Annotated in this window: 14 protein-coding genes; 2 read left to right on the top strand and 12 right to left on the bottom strand. The window is 71.1% G+C overall.

Annotated features, from left to right (window positions below):
• The first annotated feature begins 10 nt into the window (after nt 1-10).
• Together ACJH5R_RS19855 and ACJH5R_RS19850 are read left to right on the top strand one after the other, a co-directional pair.
• On the top strand, nt 11-1,516 hold the full coding sequence (locus ACJH5R_RS19855; protein ID WP_406782652.1) for a PPE family protein: 1,506 nt from the start codon (nt 11-13) through the stop codon (nt 1,514-1,516).
• A complete protein-coding gene (locus tag ACJH5R_RS19850; protein ID WP_406782651.1) occupies nt 1,494-2,150 on the top strand; it encodes a heme oxygenase (biliverdin-producing) in 657 nt (218 codons plus the stop codon). The genes ACJH5R_RS19855 and ACJH5R_RS19850 overlap by 23 nt, the downstream gene beginning before the upstream one ends.
• On the opposite strand, the gene argH is transcribed toward ACJH5R_RS19850, so the two are convergent.
• From argH to pheS, 12 genes are all read right to left on the bottom strand, one after another.
• A complete protein-coding gene (gene argH, locus ACJH5R_RS19845; protein ID WP_406782650.1) occupies nt 2,141-3,562 on the bottom strand; it encodes an argininosuccinate lyase in 1,422 nt (473 codons plus the stop codon). The two genes, ACJH5R_RS19850 and argH, sit on opposite strands and share 10 nt — an antisense overlap.
• Before the next feature lie 91 nt (nt 3,563-3,653).
• Nucleotides 3,654-4,853: an argininosuccinate synthase gene (locus tag ACJH5R_RS19840; RefSeq protein WP_406782649.1), complete on the bottom strand. Its 1,200-nt coding sequence runs from the start codon at nt 4,851-4,853 to the stop codon at nt 3,654-3,656.
• A gap of 41 nt (nt 4,854-4,894) precedes the next feature.
• A complete protein-coding gene (locus ACJH5R_RS19835; RefSeq protein WP_406782667.1) occupies nt 4,895-5,383 on the bottom strand; it encodes an arginine repressor in 489 nt (162 codons plus the stop codon).
• Nucleotides 5,380-6,306 (bottom strand): ornithine carbamoyltransferase, encoded by a 927-nt coding sequence (gene argF, locus ACJH5R_RS19830; RefSeq protein WP_406782648.1) that lies wholly within the window; start codon nt 6,304-6,306, stop codon nt 5,380-5,382. Before argF ends, ACJH5R_RS19835 begins: the two co-directional genes overlap by 4 nt.
• On the bottom strand, nt 6,303-7,478 hold the full coding sequence (locus ACJH5R_RS19825) for an acetylornithine transaminase (protein ID WP_406782647.1): 1,176 nt from the start codon (nt 7,476-7,478) through the stop codon (nt 6,303-6,305). The genes argF and ACJH5R_RS19825 overlap by 4 nt, the downstream gene beginning before the upstream one ends.
• The gene (gene argB, locus ACJH5R_RS19820; protein ID WP_406759938.1) at nt 7,475-8,350 is read right to left on the bottom strand and encodes an acetylglutamate kinase; all 876 of its coding nucleotides are present in this window, start codon (nt 8,348-8,350) and stop codon (nt 7,475-7,477) included. Before argB ends, ACJH5R_RS19825 begins: the two co-directional genes overlap by 4 nt.
• Complete coding sequence (gene argJ, locus ACJH5R_RS19815; protein ID WP_406782646.1) at nt 8,347-9,552, bottom strand: bifunctional glutamate N-acetyltransferase/amino-acid acetyltransferase ArgJ; 1,206 nt, start codon at nt 9,550-9,552, stop codon at nt 8,347-8,349. The genes argB and argJ overlap by 4 nt, the downstream gene beginning before the upstream one ends.
• Nucleotides 9,549-10,607, bottom strand: coding sequence for an N-acetyl-gamma-glutamyl-phosphate reductase (argC, locus tag ACJH5R_RS19810; protein WP_406782645.1), 1,059 nt, complete (start codon nt 10,605-10,607; stop codon nt 9,549-9,551). Before argC ends, argJ begins: the two co-directional genes overlap by 4 nt.
• A gap of 126 nt (nt 10,608-10,733) precedes the next feature.
• A complete protein-coding gene (locus tag ACJH5R_RS19805; protein WP_406782644.1) occupies nt 10,734-12,200 on the bottom strand; it encodes a dihydrolipoyl dehydrogenase family protein in 1,467 nt (488 codons plus the stop codon).
• A 92-nt stretch (nt 12,201-12,292) separates the two neighbouring features.
• Nucleotides 12,293-14,941, bottom strand: coding sequence for a PGRS repeat-containing protein (locus ACJH5R_RS19800; protein ID WP_406782643.1), 2,649 nt, complete (start codon nt 14,939-14,941; stop codon nt 12,293-12,295).
• A gap of 198 nt (nt 14,942-15,139) precedes the next feature.
• The gene (gene pheT / locus ACJH5R_RS19795) at nt 15,140-17,623 is read right to left on the bottom strand and encodes a phenylalanine--tRNA ligase subunit beta (RefSeq protein ID WP_406782642.1); all 2,484 of its coding nucleotides are present in this window, start codon (nt 17,621-17,623) and stop codon (nt 15,140-15,142) included.
• The gene (pheS, locus tag ACJH5R_RS19790; protein WP_406782666.1) at nt 17,623-18,660 is read right to left on the bottom strand and encodes a phenylalanine--tRNA ligase subunit alpha; all 1,038 of its coding nucleotides are present in this window, start codon (nt 18,658-18,660) and stop codon (nt 17,623-17,625) included. The genes pheT and pheS overlap by 1 nt, the downstream gene beginning before the upstream one ends.
• Between the last annotated feature and the right edge of the window lie 28 nt (nt 18,661-18,688).

The following is an 18,688-nucleotide window of genomic DNA, read 5'->3' as shown; positions in this document are numbered from 1 at the left end:
ACCAGGGACCATGACCACACCCATCTGGATGGCCTTGCCCCCCGAGGTGCACTCCACCCTGCTCAGCAGCGGGGTGGGCGCCGGAACACTGCTGGCCGCTGCCGATGCTTGGGCGGCACTGAGCAGCGAATACACCACGGCTGCAGCCGAACTCACGACAATCTTGGGTACCGTGCAGGCCGGCGCGTGGGAGGGGCAAGCCGCGGCGCGCTACCTCGCCGCGCACGCGCCGTACCTGGCCTGGCTGATGCAGGCCGGGGCGAACAGCGCCAGCGCGGCCGCCCAGCTCCAGACCGCGGCCGGCTCCTATACCGCGGCGCTGGCCGCCATGCCGACCGTCGCCGAACTGGCCGCCAACCGCGCGACGCTGGGCATGTTGGTGGCGACGAACTTCTTCGGTATCAACGCGATCCCGATCGCGGTCACCGAGGCGGACTACATCCGGATGTGGCTGCAGGCCGCCTCCACCATGAGCATCTACCAGGCTGTCTCCGCGGTGACAGTGGCATCAACACCACAGACGGCGCCGGCGCCGCCTGTCCTCGAGCCGGGCGTCGGTGAGGCGGGGTCCGCCGCCTTCACCGACCCCATCGAGGAATGGCTGTCGTGGTCCGAGCACTTCAGCAGCATGTACCGCATGCTCAAACAGGTACTCGCCGATCCGCTCGGCACCCTGGTTCAGGTCATCACGGATTTTGCGGCCGACCCCGCGGCGGCCGTTGCCACCTGGATGCCGTTGTTCTACCTGTTCGCCTACGCGGCAACCTTCGCCGTCTTGGGAACGCCGATCTACGCCGCGATCATGGGGCCGGCAGCAGCGTCGTCGGCGATCCCGATCGCATTGGGATTGTCCGGGCTCGCCAATCTGGCCCAGGTGCCCGCCGCGGAGGTACCGCCCGTGGTCACGCCGCAGAATCTGCCGGCCGCGGTCGCGGTTCCGACTCCCCCGGCGTCCGCGCTGTCCAGCCCTCCCGCTCCTGCTCCGGCGCCCGCCAGCACGGCCCCCGCACCGGCAGCGCCGGTACCGAATCCGCCTCCGGCTACCGGCGCCCCGCCGCTGTATTACGCGGTTGCCGGCGGCGGCCCCGGCGTGGGCTTCGGCCCGCCCATGCAGCAGCGGGCCGCGGAAGCCTCACGTCGTCCCAGGAGCGCGAGTGAAGCCGCAGGCGCCGCGGCGGTGGCGGCGTCCGGCAGAAAGTCCAGGACGCGCAGACGCCGCGGAGCTGGCGTCAAGGAACGCGGCTACCGTTACGAATTCCTCACCGCCGACGACGAGGCGCCCGCTGCGCCGCACCCGGAACAACAGACCCGGGTCAGCGCGTCGGGCAGCGTCGCGCTCGGATCGACCGGCGCTGCGGCGCGGTCTGGGCTGGCGGACCCGGCCGGACTCACTACGCTGGCGGAAGACGCATTCGGCAACGGGGCCACCACCCCGATGATGCCGGGAAGCTGGACCACCGAGAGCACCCGCGAAGAAGGGAACGGATCACAGCATGCCGCTGAAGGCCCCGGTTGACCCCGATGCCGTCCGATCGTTGTCCACCGCCATGCGGGAGGGATCGCAAGCGGCGCACGACGCCGCCGAGGCCTCGCCGTTTGTGTCAGAACTGATGGGCGGCAAGGTCAACGAACAGGGCTACGTCGACTACCTGTTGCGGTTGCGGATGGTCTACGCCGCGCTGGAGGCCGCGATGCGGGCGAACCGCGAAGACGCACTGGTCGCATCGGTGTACGACCCTGCGCTCGAACGGCTGGCAGCGATCGAGGCCGACCTGGAGTTCTGGGCCGGCGGGCCCGTCGCGGAGGTCGATTCGCCTGCCGCCCAGGCGTACTGCGACCGGATCGCCGGCGCCTCGACCAGCGCCTTGCTGGCCCACCACTACACGCGCTACCTGGGGGACCTCTCCGGCGGGCAGGCGATCGGACGCGTATTGGACCGCACGTTCGAGCTCGGCGGTGCCGGCCTGTCGTTCTATGAGTTCCCGGTGCGCGCCAAGCCGTACAAGGACGCCTACCGCGCCCGCCTCGACGACCTCGGGCTGGAGCCCGACGAAATCGCTCGCGTGGTCGATGAGGTCAGGTTCGCGTTCGGACTGAACCAGGACTTGTTCGACGAACTGGCCCACAACCTGGCGTCGTACTACCGCTGATCTCCGGCGGTTCGACGGCGCGCCTGGCTGACGGCTTCGCGGATCGCGTCCAGCTGCTCGGCCACCCGCACCGGCGCGGTTCCGCCGCGGGCGTCACGGGATGCCACCGACCCCTCGACCGTCAGCACCTCACGCACCTGCGGGGTGAGGTCCGGGCCGATGGCCGCCAGCTCGGCGTCAGTCAGCTCGTCCAGGCCGACGCCGCGTTGCTCGGCGGCCTTCACCGCCGCACCGGCCGCCTCGTGGGCGATGCGGAACGGAACTCCTTGGCGCACCAGCCATTCGGCGATATCGGTGGCCAGGGTGTAGCCGGCCGGCGCCAGCGCGGCCATCCGCTCGGTGTCGAACCGCAGGGTGCCGACCAGGCCGGCCATTGCGGGCAACAGCAGCTCCAGCTGCGCCGCCGAGTCGAACACCGGCTCCTTGTCCTCCTGCAGGTCCCGGTTGTAGGCCAGCGGCTGAGCCTTGAGCGTCGCCAGCAGGCCGGTCAGGTTGCCGATCAACCGGCCGGACTTCCCGCGGGCCAGCTCGGCGATGTCGGGGTTCTTCTTCTGCGGCATGATCGAGCTGCCGGTCGACCAGGAGTCGTGCAGCACGGCGTAGCCGAATTCCGTTGAACTCCACAAGATGATGTCTTCGGCCAGCCGGGACAGGTCGACGGCGATCATCGCGAACACGAACGCGGCCTCAGCGGCGAAGTCGCGGGCGGCGGTGGCGTCGATCGAGTTGTCCGCGGCGGCGGCGAAGCCGAGTTCGGCGGCGATGGCGTCCGGGTTCAGGCCCAGCGACGAGCCGGCCAGTGCACCCGACCCGTACGGCGAGACCGCGGCGCGGGCGTCGAAGTCGATGATCCGGTCCACGTCGCGCAACAGCGGGTGGGCGTGCGCCAGCAGGTGGTGGGCCAACAGCACCGGCTGCGCCGACTGCAGGTGCGTCTTGCCGGGCATGATCGCACTCGGGTGGGCGCCCGCCTGGTGGGCCAGCGCCTCGACCACATCGAGCACCCCGGCGGCCACCCGGCGCACCGCGTCACGCAGCCACATCCGAAACAGCGTGGCCACCTGATCGTTTCGCGAGCGTCCGGCGCGCAGCCGGCCGCCCAGATCGGGCCCGACCCGGTCGATCAGGCCACGTTCCAGCGCGCCGTGCACGTCCTCATCGGTGACCAGCGGCCCGAAGCTGCCGTCGGCGACGTCTTCGCCGAGGCTGTCCAGGCCGGCCAGCAGGCCGTCACGCTGGTCGTCGGTGAGCAGCCCGGCGCCGTAGAGCACCTTCGCGTGCGCCTTGGACGCGGCCACGTCGTAGGGCGCCAGCACCCAGTCGAAGTGGGTGGATTTGCTCAGCGCCGCCAGCGCGTCGGACGGTCCTTCGGCGAACCGTCCGCCCCACAGCGATCCCTCGTTGGTGCTCACCGCTCACCCCCGCCGAGTGTGAATTCCACGACGCCGCACCGGCGTGTCGCGTCGTGAGATTCACACTCGCGGTGGGGTGACGCCGCGAGCGTCACGAGCCCAGGTCCCGGCGGGCGGAGATCTTCGAGCTCAACCCGTGGATCTGGACGAAGCCGCGCGCCGCGGTCTGGTCGAAGGTGTCGCCCTCGTCGTAGGTGGCCAGGTTGAAGTCGTACAGCGACTCCGCGCTGCGCCGGCCGTTGATGATGATGCTGCCGCCGTGTAGCACCAGGCGGATGTCACCGGAGACGTGCTGCTGGGTGTCCTCGACGAACACCTCCAGCGAGCGCTTGAGCGGGCTGAACCACAGGCCGTCGTAGGTGAGCTCGCCCCACTTGCGGTCCACGCCGCGCTTGTAGCGGCCCAGCTCGCGTTCCAGGGTGACGTGCTCGAGCTCGGTGTGCGCGGTGATCAGCACCATCGCACCGGGCGCCTCGTAGATCTCGCGGCTCTTGATGCCCACCAGCCGGTCCTCGACCACGTCGAGCCGTCCCACGCCCTGCGCACCGGCACGGGCGTTGAGCTCCTGGATGATCTCCAGCACGCTGAGCGGGCGACCGTCGATCGCCACCGGGCGGCCCTTGTCGAAGCTGATGATCAGCTCGTCGGGGGCGTTGAAGTTGACCGTCGGGTCCTCGGTGTAGTCGTAGACGTCCTTGGTCGGGGCGTTCCACAGGTCTTCGAGGAACCCGGTCTCCACCGCACGGCCCCACACGTTCTGGTCGACCGAGAACGGCGAGCGCTTGGTGACGTTGATCGGGATGGCGTTCTCCTCGGCGAACGCGATGGCCTTCTCCCGGGTCCAGGCGTAGTCGCGGACCGGGGCGATGACGTTCAGTTCGGGCGCCAGCGAGGCGAAGCCGACCTCGAAGCGAACCTGGTCGTTGCCCTTGCCGGTGCAGCCGTGCGCGACGATGGTGCCGCCGTGGCTACGCGCGGCATCCACCAGGTGCTTGACGATCAGCGGCCGGCTGATGGCCGAGACCAGCGGGTAGCGGTCCATGTAGAGCGCGTTGGCCTTGATGGTCGGCAGGCAGTACTCGTCGGCGAACTCGTTGCGGGCGTCGACCACGACGGCCTCCACCGCACCGCAGTCCAGGGCCCGCTGGCGCACCACTTCCATGTCCTCGCCGCCCTGGCCGAGGTCGATGGCGACGGCGACCACTTCGCGGCCGGTCTCCTTGCCGATCCAGCTGATCGCCACCGAAGTGTCCAGGCCGCCGGAATACGCCAGGATGACGCGTTCGGACATTCGAGTTCTCCTTGCTTTGTGTTGCTGTGCGCTTGTGGGTGTTACTGCAGGTCGTTGAGGGTGGCGGCGAGCTCGGCGCCGGTCATCGGCTCGCGGGCCGCCACGAAGATGGTGTCATCCCCGGCGATGGTGCCGACGACGTACGGTAGCGCGGCCCGATCTATGGCGCTGGCCAGGTAGTCCGCCGCTCCGGGCGGGGTGCGCAGCACGGCCAGATTTCCGGTGGCGTCGGTGGACACCAGCAGCTCCCCCAGCAGCCGGCATAACCGGTCGGTGCCGCCGGAGACGGCGCGCACCGGGCTGCCATCTTCGGGCACCACGTACACCCCGGCTCCCCCGTCGACACCGCGCAGTTTCACCGCACCCAGCTCTTCGAGATCGCGCGACAGGGTGGCCTGGGTGACCTCGATGCCGTCGGCGGCCAGGATGCTGGCCAGCTCGGTCTGGCTGCGCACCGCAGCAGAGGACAGCACCTCGACGATGCGGGCCTGGCGGCCCACCCGGGTGACGGTGCTGTCGGCTCGGCTCATCGTGACCGTTCCAGCAACCACACCAACAGCGCCTTCTGCGCGTGCAACCGGTTCTCGGCTTCGTCCCACACCGCGCTGCGCGGCCCGTCGATCACCGAGTCGGTGATCTCGTCGCCGCGGTGCGCCGGAAGGCAGTGCAGCACCGTGACTTCCGAATCCGCGAGGCCGACGAGTTCGTCGTTGATCTGGAACGGCCGAAACGGCGCCACCCGGTCCAGGCCGTCGTCCTCCTGGCCCATCGAGGTCCAGGTGTCGGTGACCAGGACGTCGGCGCCGGCGGCGGCCCTGGCCGCATCGGTGGTGAGCGTGACCGAGGCGCCGGTGTCGGCGCCGCGCTGCTTGGCGGCCGCAACGACGGCAGGGTCGGGGGTGAAGCCCTCCGGGGCGGCGACGGTGACGTGCACCCCGGCGGTCACCCCGCCGAGCATCAGCGAGTGCGCCATGTTGTTGGCGCCGTCGCCGAGATAGGTCAGCTTGAGCCCCTTGAGCGCACCCTTGCGTTCGGCGATGGTCTGCAGGTCGGCCATCACCTGGCAGGGGTGGAACTCATCGGAGAGCGCGTTGACGATCGGGACCGTGGCCGTGGAGGCCATCGCGGTCAGCCGGTTCTGGGCGAACGTGCGCCACACGATGGCGTCGACATAGCGAGACAGCACCTGCCCGGTGTCTTCCAAGGTCTCGTCGCGGCCCAGCTGGGTGGACCGGCCGTCGACGACGACGGCGTGCCCGCCGAGTTGGGCGATGCCCATCTCGAAGGAGAACCGGGTGCGGGTGGAGTTCTTGTCGAAGATCACCGCGACACCCCGCGGGCCCTCCAGCGGCCGGCGGCTGAACGGTTCGGCTTTGAGTTCGGCTGCCAGCGAAAGGATCTCGGCCTGCTCGGCCGGGGTGACGTCGTCGTCGCGCAGGAAGTGGCGGATCATGACGCAGCCTCCTGGGCGGTGTCGAGGATGCCCGGCAGGGTGGTGATGAAGCTGCCGATCTGCTCTTCGGTGACGATCAGCGGCGGCGCCAACCGGACCACGCCCGCCGCGGCGGCGTTGACCAGGAAACCGGCCTCGCGGGCGGCCAGTTCGACGGCCTTGGCCTTGGGCTCGGTGAGCACCACCCCCTGCAGCAGGCCCTTGCCCCGGACGTGGTCGACCAGCGGATGGCCCAGTTCCTCGATGCCGTGGCTCAGCGTCTTGCCCAACGTGGCGGCCCGGGCGATCAGGTCGCCGTCGGCCAGCGCCCGCAGCACCGCCAGCGCGGCCGCGGTGCACACCGGGTTGCCGCCGAAGGTGCTGCCGTGCAAGCCCGGGGTCAACAGGTCACCGGCCGCACCGACCGCCAGGCAGGCGCCGATCGGCAGCCCGCCGCCCAGGCCCTTGGCCAGCGTGATGATGTCCGGGGTGATGCCGTCGTGCTGGTGGGCGTAAAAGGCGCCGGTGCGCCCGATCCCGGTCTGCACTTCGTCGAGCACCAGCAGGGCGCCGTGGGCGGCGGTGATGCCGCGGGCCTCGGCCAGGTAGCCGGCCGGCGGGGTGACGACGCCGCCCTCCCCCATGATCGGCTCCAGGAACACCGCGGCGGTGGCCGAATCGACCGCCGCGGCCAGTGCCTTGGTGTCGCCGTAGGGCACGTGGGTGATCTCGCCGGGCAGCGGCTCGAACGGCGCCTGCTTGTCGGGCTGTCCGGTCAGCGCCAGCGACCCCATGGTCCGGCCGTGGAAGGCCCCTTGGGCGGCAACGATCTTGGTCTTGCCGGTTAGTCGGGTCATCTTGAACGCGACCTCGTTGGCCTCGGTCCCCGAGTTGCAGAAGAACACCCGCGCCGGCGCGCCGAGATGGTCGACCAGGCCCTCGGCCAACGCGATGCCCGGCTCGGTCGCATACAGGTTGGAGGTGTGGCCCAACGTGTTCAGCTGGGTGGTGACTGCCTCGATCACCGCCGGGTGGCGATGGCCGAGCACGTTGACCGCGATGCCGCCGAGCAGATCGACGTAGCTCTTACCGGCCTCGTCGGTCAGCACCGCGCCCTCGCCGCTGACCAGTGCCAGCGGCGGGGTGCCGTAGTTGTTCATCATCACCGCTTGCCAGCGGTCTTGGAGTGTCACGGGTTTACCACCTTGGTTCCGGTGCCGGCGTGAGTGAAAAGCTCGACCAGCACGCAATGTTCGACGCGGCCGTCGATGATGTGGGCGCTGGGAACCCCACCGCGGACGGCGCGCAGGCAGGCTTCGACTTTGGGGATCATGCCGGATTCCAGGCTCGGCAGCAGTTGCTCCAGGGTCGCGGTGTCGATCTCACTGACCAGCGAATCGCGGTTGGGCCAGTCGGTGTAGAGGCCGTCGACGTCGGTGAGCATCAACAGCTTCTCCGCCTGCAGCGCTTCGGCCAGGGCGGCCGCGGCGGTGTCGGCGTTGATGTTGTGCACCACCCCGTCGGGGTCGGGCGCCAGGGTGGAGACCACCGGAATCCGGCCTGCGGCAATCAGGTCCAGCACCGCGGCGGTGTTGACCTGGTCGACGTCGCCCACCAGCCCGATGTCGGTGGCGACCCCGTCGACGTTCACGCTGCGCCGCACCGCGGTGAACAGCGCGGCGTCCTCTCCGGTGATGCCTACCGCATACGGGCCGTGGGCGTTGATCAGGCCGACGAGTTCGCGACCGACCTGGCCGAACAGCACCATGCGCGCCACGTCGAGCACTTCGGGTGTGGTGACCCGGAATCCGCCCTTGAAGTCACCTTCGATGCCGAGCTTCTTCAGCATGGCGCTGATCTGCGGCCCACCGCCGTGCACCACCACCGGGTGGATGCCACAGTTGCGCAGGAAGGCCATGTCGGCGGCGAACGCGTGCTTGAGGGTGTCGTCGGTCATGGCGTTGCCGCCGTATTTGACGACGACGATCTTGGAGTGCAGCTGCTTGAGCCACGGCAAGGCTTCGGCCAATACCTGCGCTTTGACGGCGGTGGTGAGTTCGGTCATGAGCTGTACGCCGAGTTCTCTTCGACGTAGGCGTGCGACAGGTCGGTGGTCCGCACCATGGCCTGCCCGCTGCCGAGGTTGAGTTCCACCGTCACGTGGATGTCTGCTCCGGACAGGTCGACTTCCCGGGCACCGGGCATCGGCGTGCCGCCGGAGAACACCGGGGAGCCGTTGAACGACACCGTGATCCGGTCCGGGTCGATGGTGAACGGCACCATCCCCACGGCGGCCAGCACCCGGCCCCAGTTGGGGTCCGAGCCGAACAGCGCGGTCTTGACCAGGCTGTCGCGGGCCACGATCCGCGCGGCGATCAGGGCGTCGGCGTCGCTGCCTGCGCCGCTGACGGTGATCGACACCCGCTTGGTAACGCCCTCGGCGTCGGCCTGCAGCTGGGCGCACAGGTCGTCGCAGACCGCCAACACCGCGGCGTCGAGCTCGTCCTGGCTGGGTGTGATCTCGCTGGCTCCCGACGACAGCAGCAGCACCGTGTCGTTGGTGGAGCAGCTGCCGTCGATGTCGAGCCGGTCGAACGTCACCGCGGTGGCCCGGCGCAGGGCGCTGTCCAGCGCCGCCGCGTCGGCCTTGGCGTCGGTGGTCAGCACCACCAGCATGGTGGCCAGCGACGGCGCCAGCATGCCGGCACCCTTGGCCATGCCGCCCACGGTCCAGTCACCCTTATGGTGCAGCGCAACCTGTTTGGGGACCGTGTCGGTGGTCATGATGGCGCGGGCGGCTTCGTCTCCGCCGACCAGGCCGCCGGCCATGGCCTGCACCACATCGGTGACACCGGTCAGCAGTTTGTCCATCGGCAGCCGGTCACCGATCAGACCGGTGGAACAGACCGCCACCTCGGCCGCCCCGGTCTCGGTGCCCCACTCCGACAGTGCCGCCGCGACCGCTTCGGCGGTGGTGTGGGTGTCCTGGAACCCGCCCGGGCCGGTGCAGGCGTTGGCACCGCCGGAGTTCAGGATCACCGCCCGCAGCCGGCCGGCCTTGAGCACCTGCCGGCTCCACTGCACCGGCGCGGCCTTGACCTGGTTGCTGGTGAACACCCCGGCCGCGGCGTAGTCCGGGCCCTCGTTGAACACCAGCGCCAGGTCCGGATTTCCGGAAGCCTTGATGCCGGCAGCGATTCCGGCCGCCCGGAAGCCTCCGGGTGCGGTGACGCCCTGTTCGCGCACCAGCCGAACGTTGTCACTCACGGCGCCACTCCTACGACGGAAAGTCCTTCGGTCTCCGGCCAGCCCAGCGCCAGGTTCATCGCCTGTACAGCAGCGCCGCCGGTGCCCTTGACCAGGTTGTCGATCGCCGCGATCGCGATGAACGTCGAGGCGTCCTCGTCGACGGCGACCGCGAGGTGGGCGGCGTTGCTGCCTATCACCGATCCGGTCTTGGGCAGCTGGCCTTCGGGCAGCAGGTGCACGAACGGCTCGTCGTGGTAGGCCTTTTCGTAGACCGCCCGCAGTTCGGACAGCGACGCGGTGGTCTTGGCGGTGCAGGTGGCCAGGATGCCCCGGGATGTCGGGATCAGCACCGGGACGAATGCGACGCTGACGTCGCGATGGGTGACCGCGCGCAGCCCTTGGCTGATCTCCGGGGTGTGCCGGTGGGCGCCGCCGATGTTGTAGGCCCGCGCCGATCCGATGACCTCCGAGCCCAGCAGGTCGACCTTGGCGGCCTTGCCGGCACCGGAGGTGCCGCTGACGGCGACCACGGTGACGTCGGGTTCCACCAGTCCGGCGGCGACGGCCGGGAACAGCGCCAGCAGCGCCGCGGTCGGGTAGCAGCCCGGCACCGCGATCCGCCGGGCGTTGATGAGTTTGTCGCGGCCGCCGGGCAGCTCCGGCAGGCCGTAGGGCCAGGTGCCAGCGTGCGCCGAGCCGTAGAAGCGTGCCCAGTCGGTCGGGTCGCCCAGCCGGAAGTCCGCTCCGCAGTCGACCACCAGGGTGTCGTCGTCGAGCTGTTCGGCCAGTACCGCCGAATGTCCGTGCGGCAGACCGAGGAACACCACGTCGTGTCCGGACAGGGTGTCGACCTCGGTCGGTTCCAGGACGCGGTCGGCCAGTGGCACCAGATGCGGGTGTTGTTCGCCCAGGGTGCTGCCGGCGTTGCCGGCGGCGGTCAGCGCGCCGATGCTGAGCCGGCCGTCGGCGTAGGCGGGGTGCCCGAGCAGCAGCCGCAGGATCTCCCCGCCGGCGTAGCCGCTGGCACCGGCCACCGCCACTTTGATCGCTTTGGTCACTGGACGATTCTGCATGACTATGCGTGTAGATGCAAACTAATTACATCTGCTCCCGCGAGCGTGCGTGTTTGCCCCGCAACCTGCGGCGTGTCGCGTACAACTACGCACCGTCGCCGCCCGGCGATTGACGGTAGCCGACCGTCAGATCGACCCGGCATCGCGGTAGGCCTCCAACAGGCGCAGCCAGATCTCGCTGATCGTCGGGAAGCACGGCACGGCATGCCACAGCCGGCTGATCGGCACCCGGCCGGCGACGGCGATAGTGGCCGAATGCAGCAATTCGGCCACGCCGGGGCCGACGAACGCCACACCGAGCAGGACCAATTCGTCGGCGTCGACCACCATGCGTGCCCGCCCGCGGTAGCCGTCGGCATGCAGCTTGGCGCCCGTCACCGCGTCACCGATCTCCACGTCCACCACCTGCACCCGGTGGCCGGCCCGCTCGGCCTGCTGGGCGGTGAGCCCGACCGCGGCCGCTTCGGGGTCGGTGAAGAAGACCTGCGGCACCGCGTGGTGGTCGGCGGTGGCGGCGTGCACGCCCCACGGCGCGGTGTCCAGCGGTGTCCCGGCGGCCCGGGCTCCGATGGCGGCGCCGGCCACGCGCGCCTGATATTTGCCCTCATGGGTCAGCAACGCCCGGTGATTGGCGTCGCCGCACGCGTACAGCCATCCCTCGTCGACGGCGCGCACCCGCAGGGTGTCGTCGACCTCCAGCCAGTCGCCGGGGGTCAATCCCACGGTTTCCAGCCCGATGTCACCGGTGAGCGGGGTGCGCCCCGTCGCGAACAGCACCTCGTCGACCTCGAGCTCACTGCCGTCGGTCAGCTCCAAACGCACCGGACCGTCGCCCGCACGCGCCAGCTTGGCGACCGAGACACCCGTGCGCACATCGACACCCGCGTCGGCCAGCCCGCGAGCGACGTATTCGCCCACAAACGGCTCCATGCGTGGCAACAACCCCGAGCCGCGCACCAGCAGGGTCACCGCCGAGCCCAATCCCTGCCAGGCGGTGGCCATTTCGACACCCACGCCGCCGGCCCCGACCACGGCGAGGCGGCCGGGCACCGACGCGGCCTCGGTGGCTTCGCGATTGGTCCAGGGGCGGGCTTCGGCCATGCCGGGCAGATCCGGCAGGGCCGCGCGGGTTCCGGTGCAGACCACGACCGCGTGCCGGGCGGTCAGCATCACGTCGCCGCCGTCAGTAGCGACGACCACCCGTCGTGGCCCGTCCAGGCGGCCGTGGCCGCGTACCAGCGTCGCGCCGATCCCCTCGATCCAGTCGGCCTGCCCCGAGTCGTCCCAGTCCCCCACGTAGTAATTGCGGCGCCCGAAGACCGCGCCGGCGTCGATCGGCGAGCTGACGGCTTCGCGGGCGCCGTCGACCCGACGGGCGTCGTCTAGGGCGAGCACCGGCCGCAGCAGGGCCTTGCTGGGCACGCAGGCCCAATACGAACACTCACCGCCGGCCAGTTCGCGTTCCACGATCGCCACACTCAACCCGGCGGCGCGGACTCGGTCGGCGACGTTCTCCCCGACCGGTCCGGCGCCGAGGACGACGACGTCGTAGGTTTCGGGCTCGTGCATCGAGTCGACCCCCTCGAGGTTCATGCCTGCTGGCGCGTGGCGCCTCTCAGCATGCCCGAGCAGCGGCCGCTGTCAGCACAGATTCGAGCAGGATGTCCGCCGTGACGTGAGCGCGGTCAGGGGTTGTTGGCGCCGGCCGACCCGGCAGCACCAACGCTGCCGTCGAACCCGCCGTTGCCGCCGCGACCCCCGTTGCCGCCGATGCCGCCCACGCCGGTGCCATCCTCACCACCGGTGCCGCCGGCACCTCCGACGCCACCGACGCCGGTTCCGTTGGCACCGGGCGCGCCGCCGTCACCGCCGACACCGCCGTCACCGCCGCGCGAGACAGCGTCAGTGCTGGACCCCGTGTCCATCTCGACTTGGCCCAGACCTCCGGCGCCGCCGGCGCCACCAACCGCGGTGCCCACGCCTGGGGCGCCTGAATCACCACCATTTCCGCCGGTCGCACTGCCGCCGGTAATGGTGTAGAAGCTAGCCCCGTCGCCCTCGACCTTGCCGATTCCGCCGGCGCCACCGTGAGCTCCGCCGCTACCAGTCCCGCCGTTACCGCCGGTCGCGGTACCACTGCTGATATAGCCGGAGCCGGTGCCGAGTGCCTGTACCGCACCGGCGCCGCCGTCGCCACCCACGCTGCCGGCCCCGTTTGCGGCGCCCCCGTCGCCGCCGCTTCCGTCACCGCTGGTAGAGCAGTCGCAGTAAGTCGCCACCCCGCCAAGGCCGCCGTTCCCACCGTGGCCGCCGTTGCTGGCGGCCCCGCCGTTACCGCCGGTGCCGGTGCCGGTCGCGGAACCGGGCGCTTGGCTGACCTGGACCGTCCCCCCGCCCCCGTTGCCGCCGATGCTGCCGACGCCGGTGGCGGTGCCACCGTTGCCGCCGACAGAGTCACCAGTGGTGGTACCGCCCGTGGTCAGCAACGCCGCGTTCGCGGCCACGCCCCCGTCGCCGCCGGTGCCGCCGTCACTGCCCGCGCCGCCGTTACCGCCGGTCACCGTACCGCTGGCTGTGCCCGCGCTGTCGGCCAGCATGGCGGCCACGCCGCCGGCGCCGCCGACCCCGCTTCCGATGGCGGCACCGCCCGCCCCTCCGGTCGCAACGCTCAAGGCGCCGCCGGCGACACTGCCGGCTCCGTCAGCGGAAATCAGAGCCCAACCACCGTGTCCACCGGTGCCGCCGGCCGCGGTGGCCGACCCCGCACCGCCCACAGCGCCGTTCCCGCCGATCGCGGTACCACCGGCATTCCCTCCGCCGGTGCTGTAGATGGCGGCACCACCGCCACCGCCGCCACCACCCCCGCCGTAGCCGGGCCCGCCGGTGCCGCCGGCCTCGCCCGCACCACCGGCGCCTCCGACTCCGCCCTGCCCGGGGCCGCCGACGCCCGGCACCCCGTCGATGTACCTGGCGCCGTCACCGCCGGCCCCGCCGTCACCGCCGCCGCCGGCCACCCCGCCGGCCAGCATGCTCAGACCTCCGGTGCCACCGGTACCGCCGTTGCCACCGGTCTGTGCGGCCAGGAACTGGGCCAGCCCCAACGGCTCTTCGCGCAACCCGGCGCCGACGCCACCGTCGCCCCCGGCGCCGCCGGTGCCGCCGACCAGTCCGCTGCCGCCGGCACCGCCGTCGCCGCCGTCGCCGGCCAGGATGTAGGCACCGCTGACGCCCGCGCCGCCCTCGCCACCGTCACCGCCGTTGCCCAGAGTTCCGTCGCTGCCGCGACCGCCCTGCTGGCCCACCAGGCTGCCGGTACCGCCGGCGCCGCCGACGCCGACGCTGCTACCGGCGTTCCCGCCGTCGCCGCCGTTTCCGCCGCTGCCGCGGGTGGCGGCGTCACCGATCGCCCCACTGCCGCCACGGCCACCGTCACCGCTGTTGCCACCGGCACCGCCCCCGCCGCCGTTGGCAAACATTCCCGCGGCGTTGCCGCCCTGACCGCCCGCGCCGCCGGCCCCGCCGACCCCGCCGACCCCGCCGACACCGCCGCCCAGCGCCCACTGCCCCGCCGCGCCGGCCAGCCCGACACCACCGTCTCCACCGGCCCCGCCGACACCGCCCAGGCCGAACATCCAGCCGGGCGCGGCACCGCCGTCACCGCCCGCACCACCAGCCCCGCCGGCGATCCCAGCCCCGCCGTCACCGCCCGCACCTCCGGAACCGGCCACCAGGCCACCGGAGCCGCCGTCACCACCGGCCAAACCAGCCGCACCCGCACCGCCGGCCCCACCATTGCCGAACCAGCCCAGCGCATCACCGCCGTCGCCACCGGCCACACCCTGCCCGGTGCCGTCAAAACCCGCTCCGCCGTCGCCGAACCACAATCCGCCGGCCCCGCCGTCGGGATTCTCCAGCGTCCCGTCGACCCCGTTACCGATCAGGTACTGCCCGAACAGCTGGTTGACGAAATCGTCGACCTGGGTCCCGAACGGGCTGGCGATCCACTGCTGCAGACCGGCGTGCAACGGCTCATAGATCCACTGGTCGACGAACGCCGTCGCATTCCAGTCTCCGGCTGCCGCCGGTTCCGCCGATACCTCACCGAACCCGGACAGCACCCCAGCCCACGCCGAAGGTTCTATCGACCCGCCGACGTCCGCGGGCACATCTTGAATCCACGCTGCGGGATCGAACAGATCCTCGAATCCGAAGTCGGCCTGCGCCGCCGGCGCCGCACTCAACGGCATCGTCCCGAACGCCAGGAATGCTGCCACCGTGCTCGTGGCCCCCACCACCCGCTGCCGGTTGCCCCGGCCGTGACGCTGATCAACCATGGCGCACCCCCATCTCCCCAACGTCCGGTGACTCCGAACGTCTCAGGAAACAGTCAACGAAGTGCAAACGCAGCGCACATCATCCAAACGGATGATCTTCAGGTGAACGGCCTCCGCGTCGCGGTCGGCCGAAGGAGCCGCGACCCCACCTCGCTGATCGTCGGGGAGCACCGCACGGCGCAGAAAGCGCGCGGGACATTACCCCCGCAGTACCGCGCCGACGGCTTCGGCGGCACGCGCGACGGCGGCGTCGCGGGCCGAGCTGGCCTCGTCCTCGGTCAGCGTGCGATCGGCGGCCCGGAAGCGCAGCGCGAACGCCAGCGACTTGCGGCCCTCGCCGACCTGCGGGCCGGTGTAGACGTCGAACAGCGCGATGTCCTCCAGCAGTTCACCGGCACCCTCGCGCACCGCGTCGGCCACCGATTGGGCGGTCACCTTCTCATCTACCACCAAGGCCAGGTCCTGGAACACCGCCGGGAACGGCGACACCCGGGGGGCCGGCAGCGCCGTGGTTACCGGGATGGCGTCCAGGTTCAGCTCGACCGCACAGGTTCCCTTGGGCAGGCCGGCGCGTTCGATGACCGCCGGGTGCAGCTGGCCGGCATGGCCGATCGGGGTTTCCCCGACCAGCACCTCTGCGCAGCGGCCCGGATGCCACGGCAGGTAGGCCCCGGAACGCAGCGTGACCTCGACGCCACTGGCACGGGCGATCGCCCGTGCCGCCTCGATGGCGTCGGCGGCTTCGACGGGCCGGCCCGGGCCCCACGGTCCGCGGGGTTCGGCCAGGCCGGTCAGCGCGACCGCGATGTGCTGCGGCTGGCGCGGCAGGGCGGCGTCGATCCCGGCGATCTCGGCGTCGGTCGGGCGCCGGTCAGACGTGACGGCCGGGAACTCGGCCGGGCCGGCCGACTGCACCACCTGGGCGATCGCGAACAGTGCGACATCACCCATGCCCCGGGAAACATTGCGGCCCAAGGCTTCCAACAAGCTGGGCAGCAGAGTGCTGGCCAGCGCAGGCCGGTCGGCCTCCAGCGGGTTGAGCACCGACACCGTGGCTCGGCGCGGGTCGTCGTCGGCCAGACCCCAGGTGTCGAACACCCCGGCGGGCAAGAACGGCGTGGTGAGCACTTCGACGTAGCCGGCCAGGGCCAGCGACTTGCCGATCGCCCGGCGCCGGCGCTGGGTGGCGGTCAGGCCACGCCCGGCCGGTGCGGCGGGCAGCACCGACGGGATGGACTCCAACCCCTGAAGCCGCAGCACCTCCTCGACCAGGTCGGCAGGCTGGCGCAGGTCCGGGCGCCAGCTCGGTGGGGTGACGGTCAAGCGGGGACCGTCGACCGACACCTCGCAGCCGATCTGGGTCAGCCGCCGAACGGTTGTGCCCTCGGGGTAGTTCACCCCCGCGGTGCGATCCGGCAGGTCGGCGGCGATCTCGATGGGAGCCTGACTCCAGTCCTGCACGGGCGGGTCGCCGCGCCAGTCGGTGAGACCGGTACCGATGACTCCCCCGGCGATCTCGGCCAGCAGCGTCGCGCAGCGGTCCAACACGGCCACCGAGATGGCCGGGTCCACGGAGCGCTCGTAGCGCCGGGCGGCCTCGCTGGGCAGGTGCAGCCGCCGCGCGGTCCGCGACACCGCGGCGGGGTCCCAGATCGCGGCCTCCAGCAGCACATCGGTTGAGTCATCGCGCATTTCGGTGCTGCCCGAGCCCATCACGCCGCCGATCGCGGCGGTGGCGACGTCGTCGACGATGAGCACGTCGACCGGCTCGAGTTTGCGTTCGATGTCATCCAGCGTGGTGACGGTCTCGCCGGCCGCGGCGAAACGGACGCCGAATCCCCCGGTGATGCGGGCCCGGTCGTGGGCGTGCATCGGGTGGCCGAGTTCGACCATGACGTAGTTGGTGGCGTCGACGGCCGGGGAGATCGCCCGGATGCCGCACAGCGCCAGGCGACGTTGCAGCCACCAAGGCGATACCGCCGCCGGGTCGATGCCGGTGACGCTGCGCAGCGCGAAGCGGCGCACCCCGGTGCCCGGCTGCACGCTCAGCGGCCAGGCCTCGCCGTCGGCGGGCAGCGCGGGCACCGCTGCCGGGTCGGCGAAGTCCAGGTCCAGCGCGTTGGCGATGTCGCGTGCCAGCCCGCGCACCGACATGCAGTAACCGCGGTCGGGGGTGATGGCCAGCTCGTAGACCACGTCGTCGAGACCCAGCACCGCCGCGGCGTCCGCACCGGGTTCGGCGGTGCCTTCGGGCAGCACCATGATGCCGGAATGGTCGGTGCTCAAACGTATTTCGGACGCCGAGCAGATCATGCCGTCGGAAGTGCGGCCGTAGGTCTTGCGCGTGGCGATGGCGAAATCACCGGGCAGCACCGCGCCGGGCAGCGCCACGGCTACCAGGTCGCCGACGGCGAAATTACTGGCGCCGCAGACTATGTCGCGCGGCTCGGCTTCGCCGACGTCGACACGGCAGGCCCGGATCGGCTTCTTGAACTCGGTGAGTTCCTCGATCTCGACCACTCGGCCGACTTTGAACGGGCCGGTGACCGGCCCCAGGGTGTGCACGTCCTCGACCTCGTGGCCGACCCGCAGCAGCGCCTGTTCCATCTCCTGGGCTGTGATGTCGAAACCCGGCGCGCCGGCGATCAGGGTCTCACGCAACCAGCTGTAGGGAATACGCATCAGGCACCCACTCCGAACGGCAGGGAGAACCGGACGTCACCTTCGACCATGTCCCGCATGTCGGGGATTCCGTTGCGGAACTGCAGGGTTCGCTCCAATCCCATGCCGAACGCGAAGCCGGAGTACTCGTCCGGGTCGATGCCCACCGCGCGCAGCACGTTGGGATGCACCATTCCGCAGCCGCCCCACTCGACCCAGCCGGGACCGCCCTTCTTGCCCTCGAACCAGATGTCGACCTCGGCCGACGGCTCGGTGAATGGGAAGAAGTGCGGCCGGAACCGGGTGCGCGTGGCCGGCCCGAACTCGGATTGGGCGAACGCGTCCAGGGTGCCGCGCAGGTGCGCCATGGTCAGGCCGCGATCGACCGCCAGCCCCTCGACCTGGTGGAACACCGGCGTGTGGGTGGCGTCGAGCTCGTCGGTGCGGAAGGTGCGCCCGATCGAGACCACGTAGACGGGCAGTTCACGGGCCAGCAGTGCGCGGATCTGCACCGGGGAGGTGTGGGTGCGCAGCAGTTGCCGCGATCCCGGCGGGGCGATGTGGAAGGTGTCCTGGTCGCTGCGCGCGGGGTGATCGACCGGGAAGTTCAGCGCATCGAAGTTGAAGTGCTCGGCTTCGACCTCGGGTCCCTCGGCCAGTTCCCAACCCATCGCGACGAAGGTGTCGGCGACGTGTTCGGCCAGCATGGTGATGGGGTGACGCGCCCCGACGGGCTTGCGGGCCGACGGCAGGGTGACGTCGATGCTCTCGGCGGCCAGTACGGCGGCGTCACGTTCGGCACGCAGGGCCGCCAGGCGCTCGTCGTAGGCGCGCTGGGCATCGGTGCGGACGGCATTGACCCGACGGCCGGCGTCGGCGCGGTCGGCCTTGTCCAGCTTGGCCAGCGCCTGACGGGCCAACGCCAGGGGCGCCTTGTCACCGAGATGCTCGGTTTTGGCGTGGGCCAGCGCATCCAGGTCGGCGGCCGCGGTGAATGCGGCCTGCGCCGCCTGTAGCGCCGAGGTCAGGGTCGCGTCGGAGACGACGGACTGGGCCAACTGTTCAGCAGGCTGATTGCCCACGGAC

The sequence above is a fragment of the Mycobacterium sp. SMC-19 genome, assembly GCF_045310815.1.
Lineage (GTDB): Bacteria > Actinomycetota > Actinomycetes > Mycobacteriales > Mycobacteriaceae > Mycobacterium.
The sequence above is the reverse complement of the archived record's forward strand: the minus strand, read 5'-3'. Positions and strand labels throughout refer to the sequence as shown.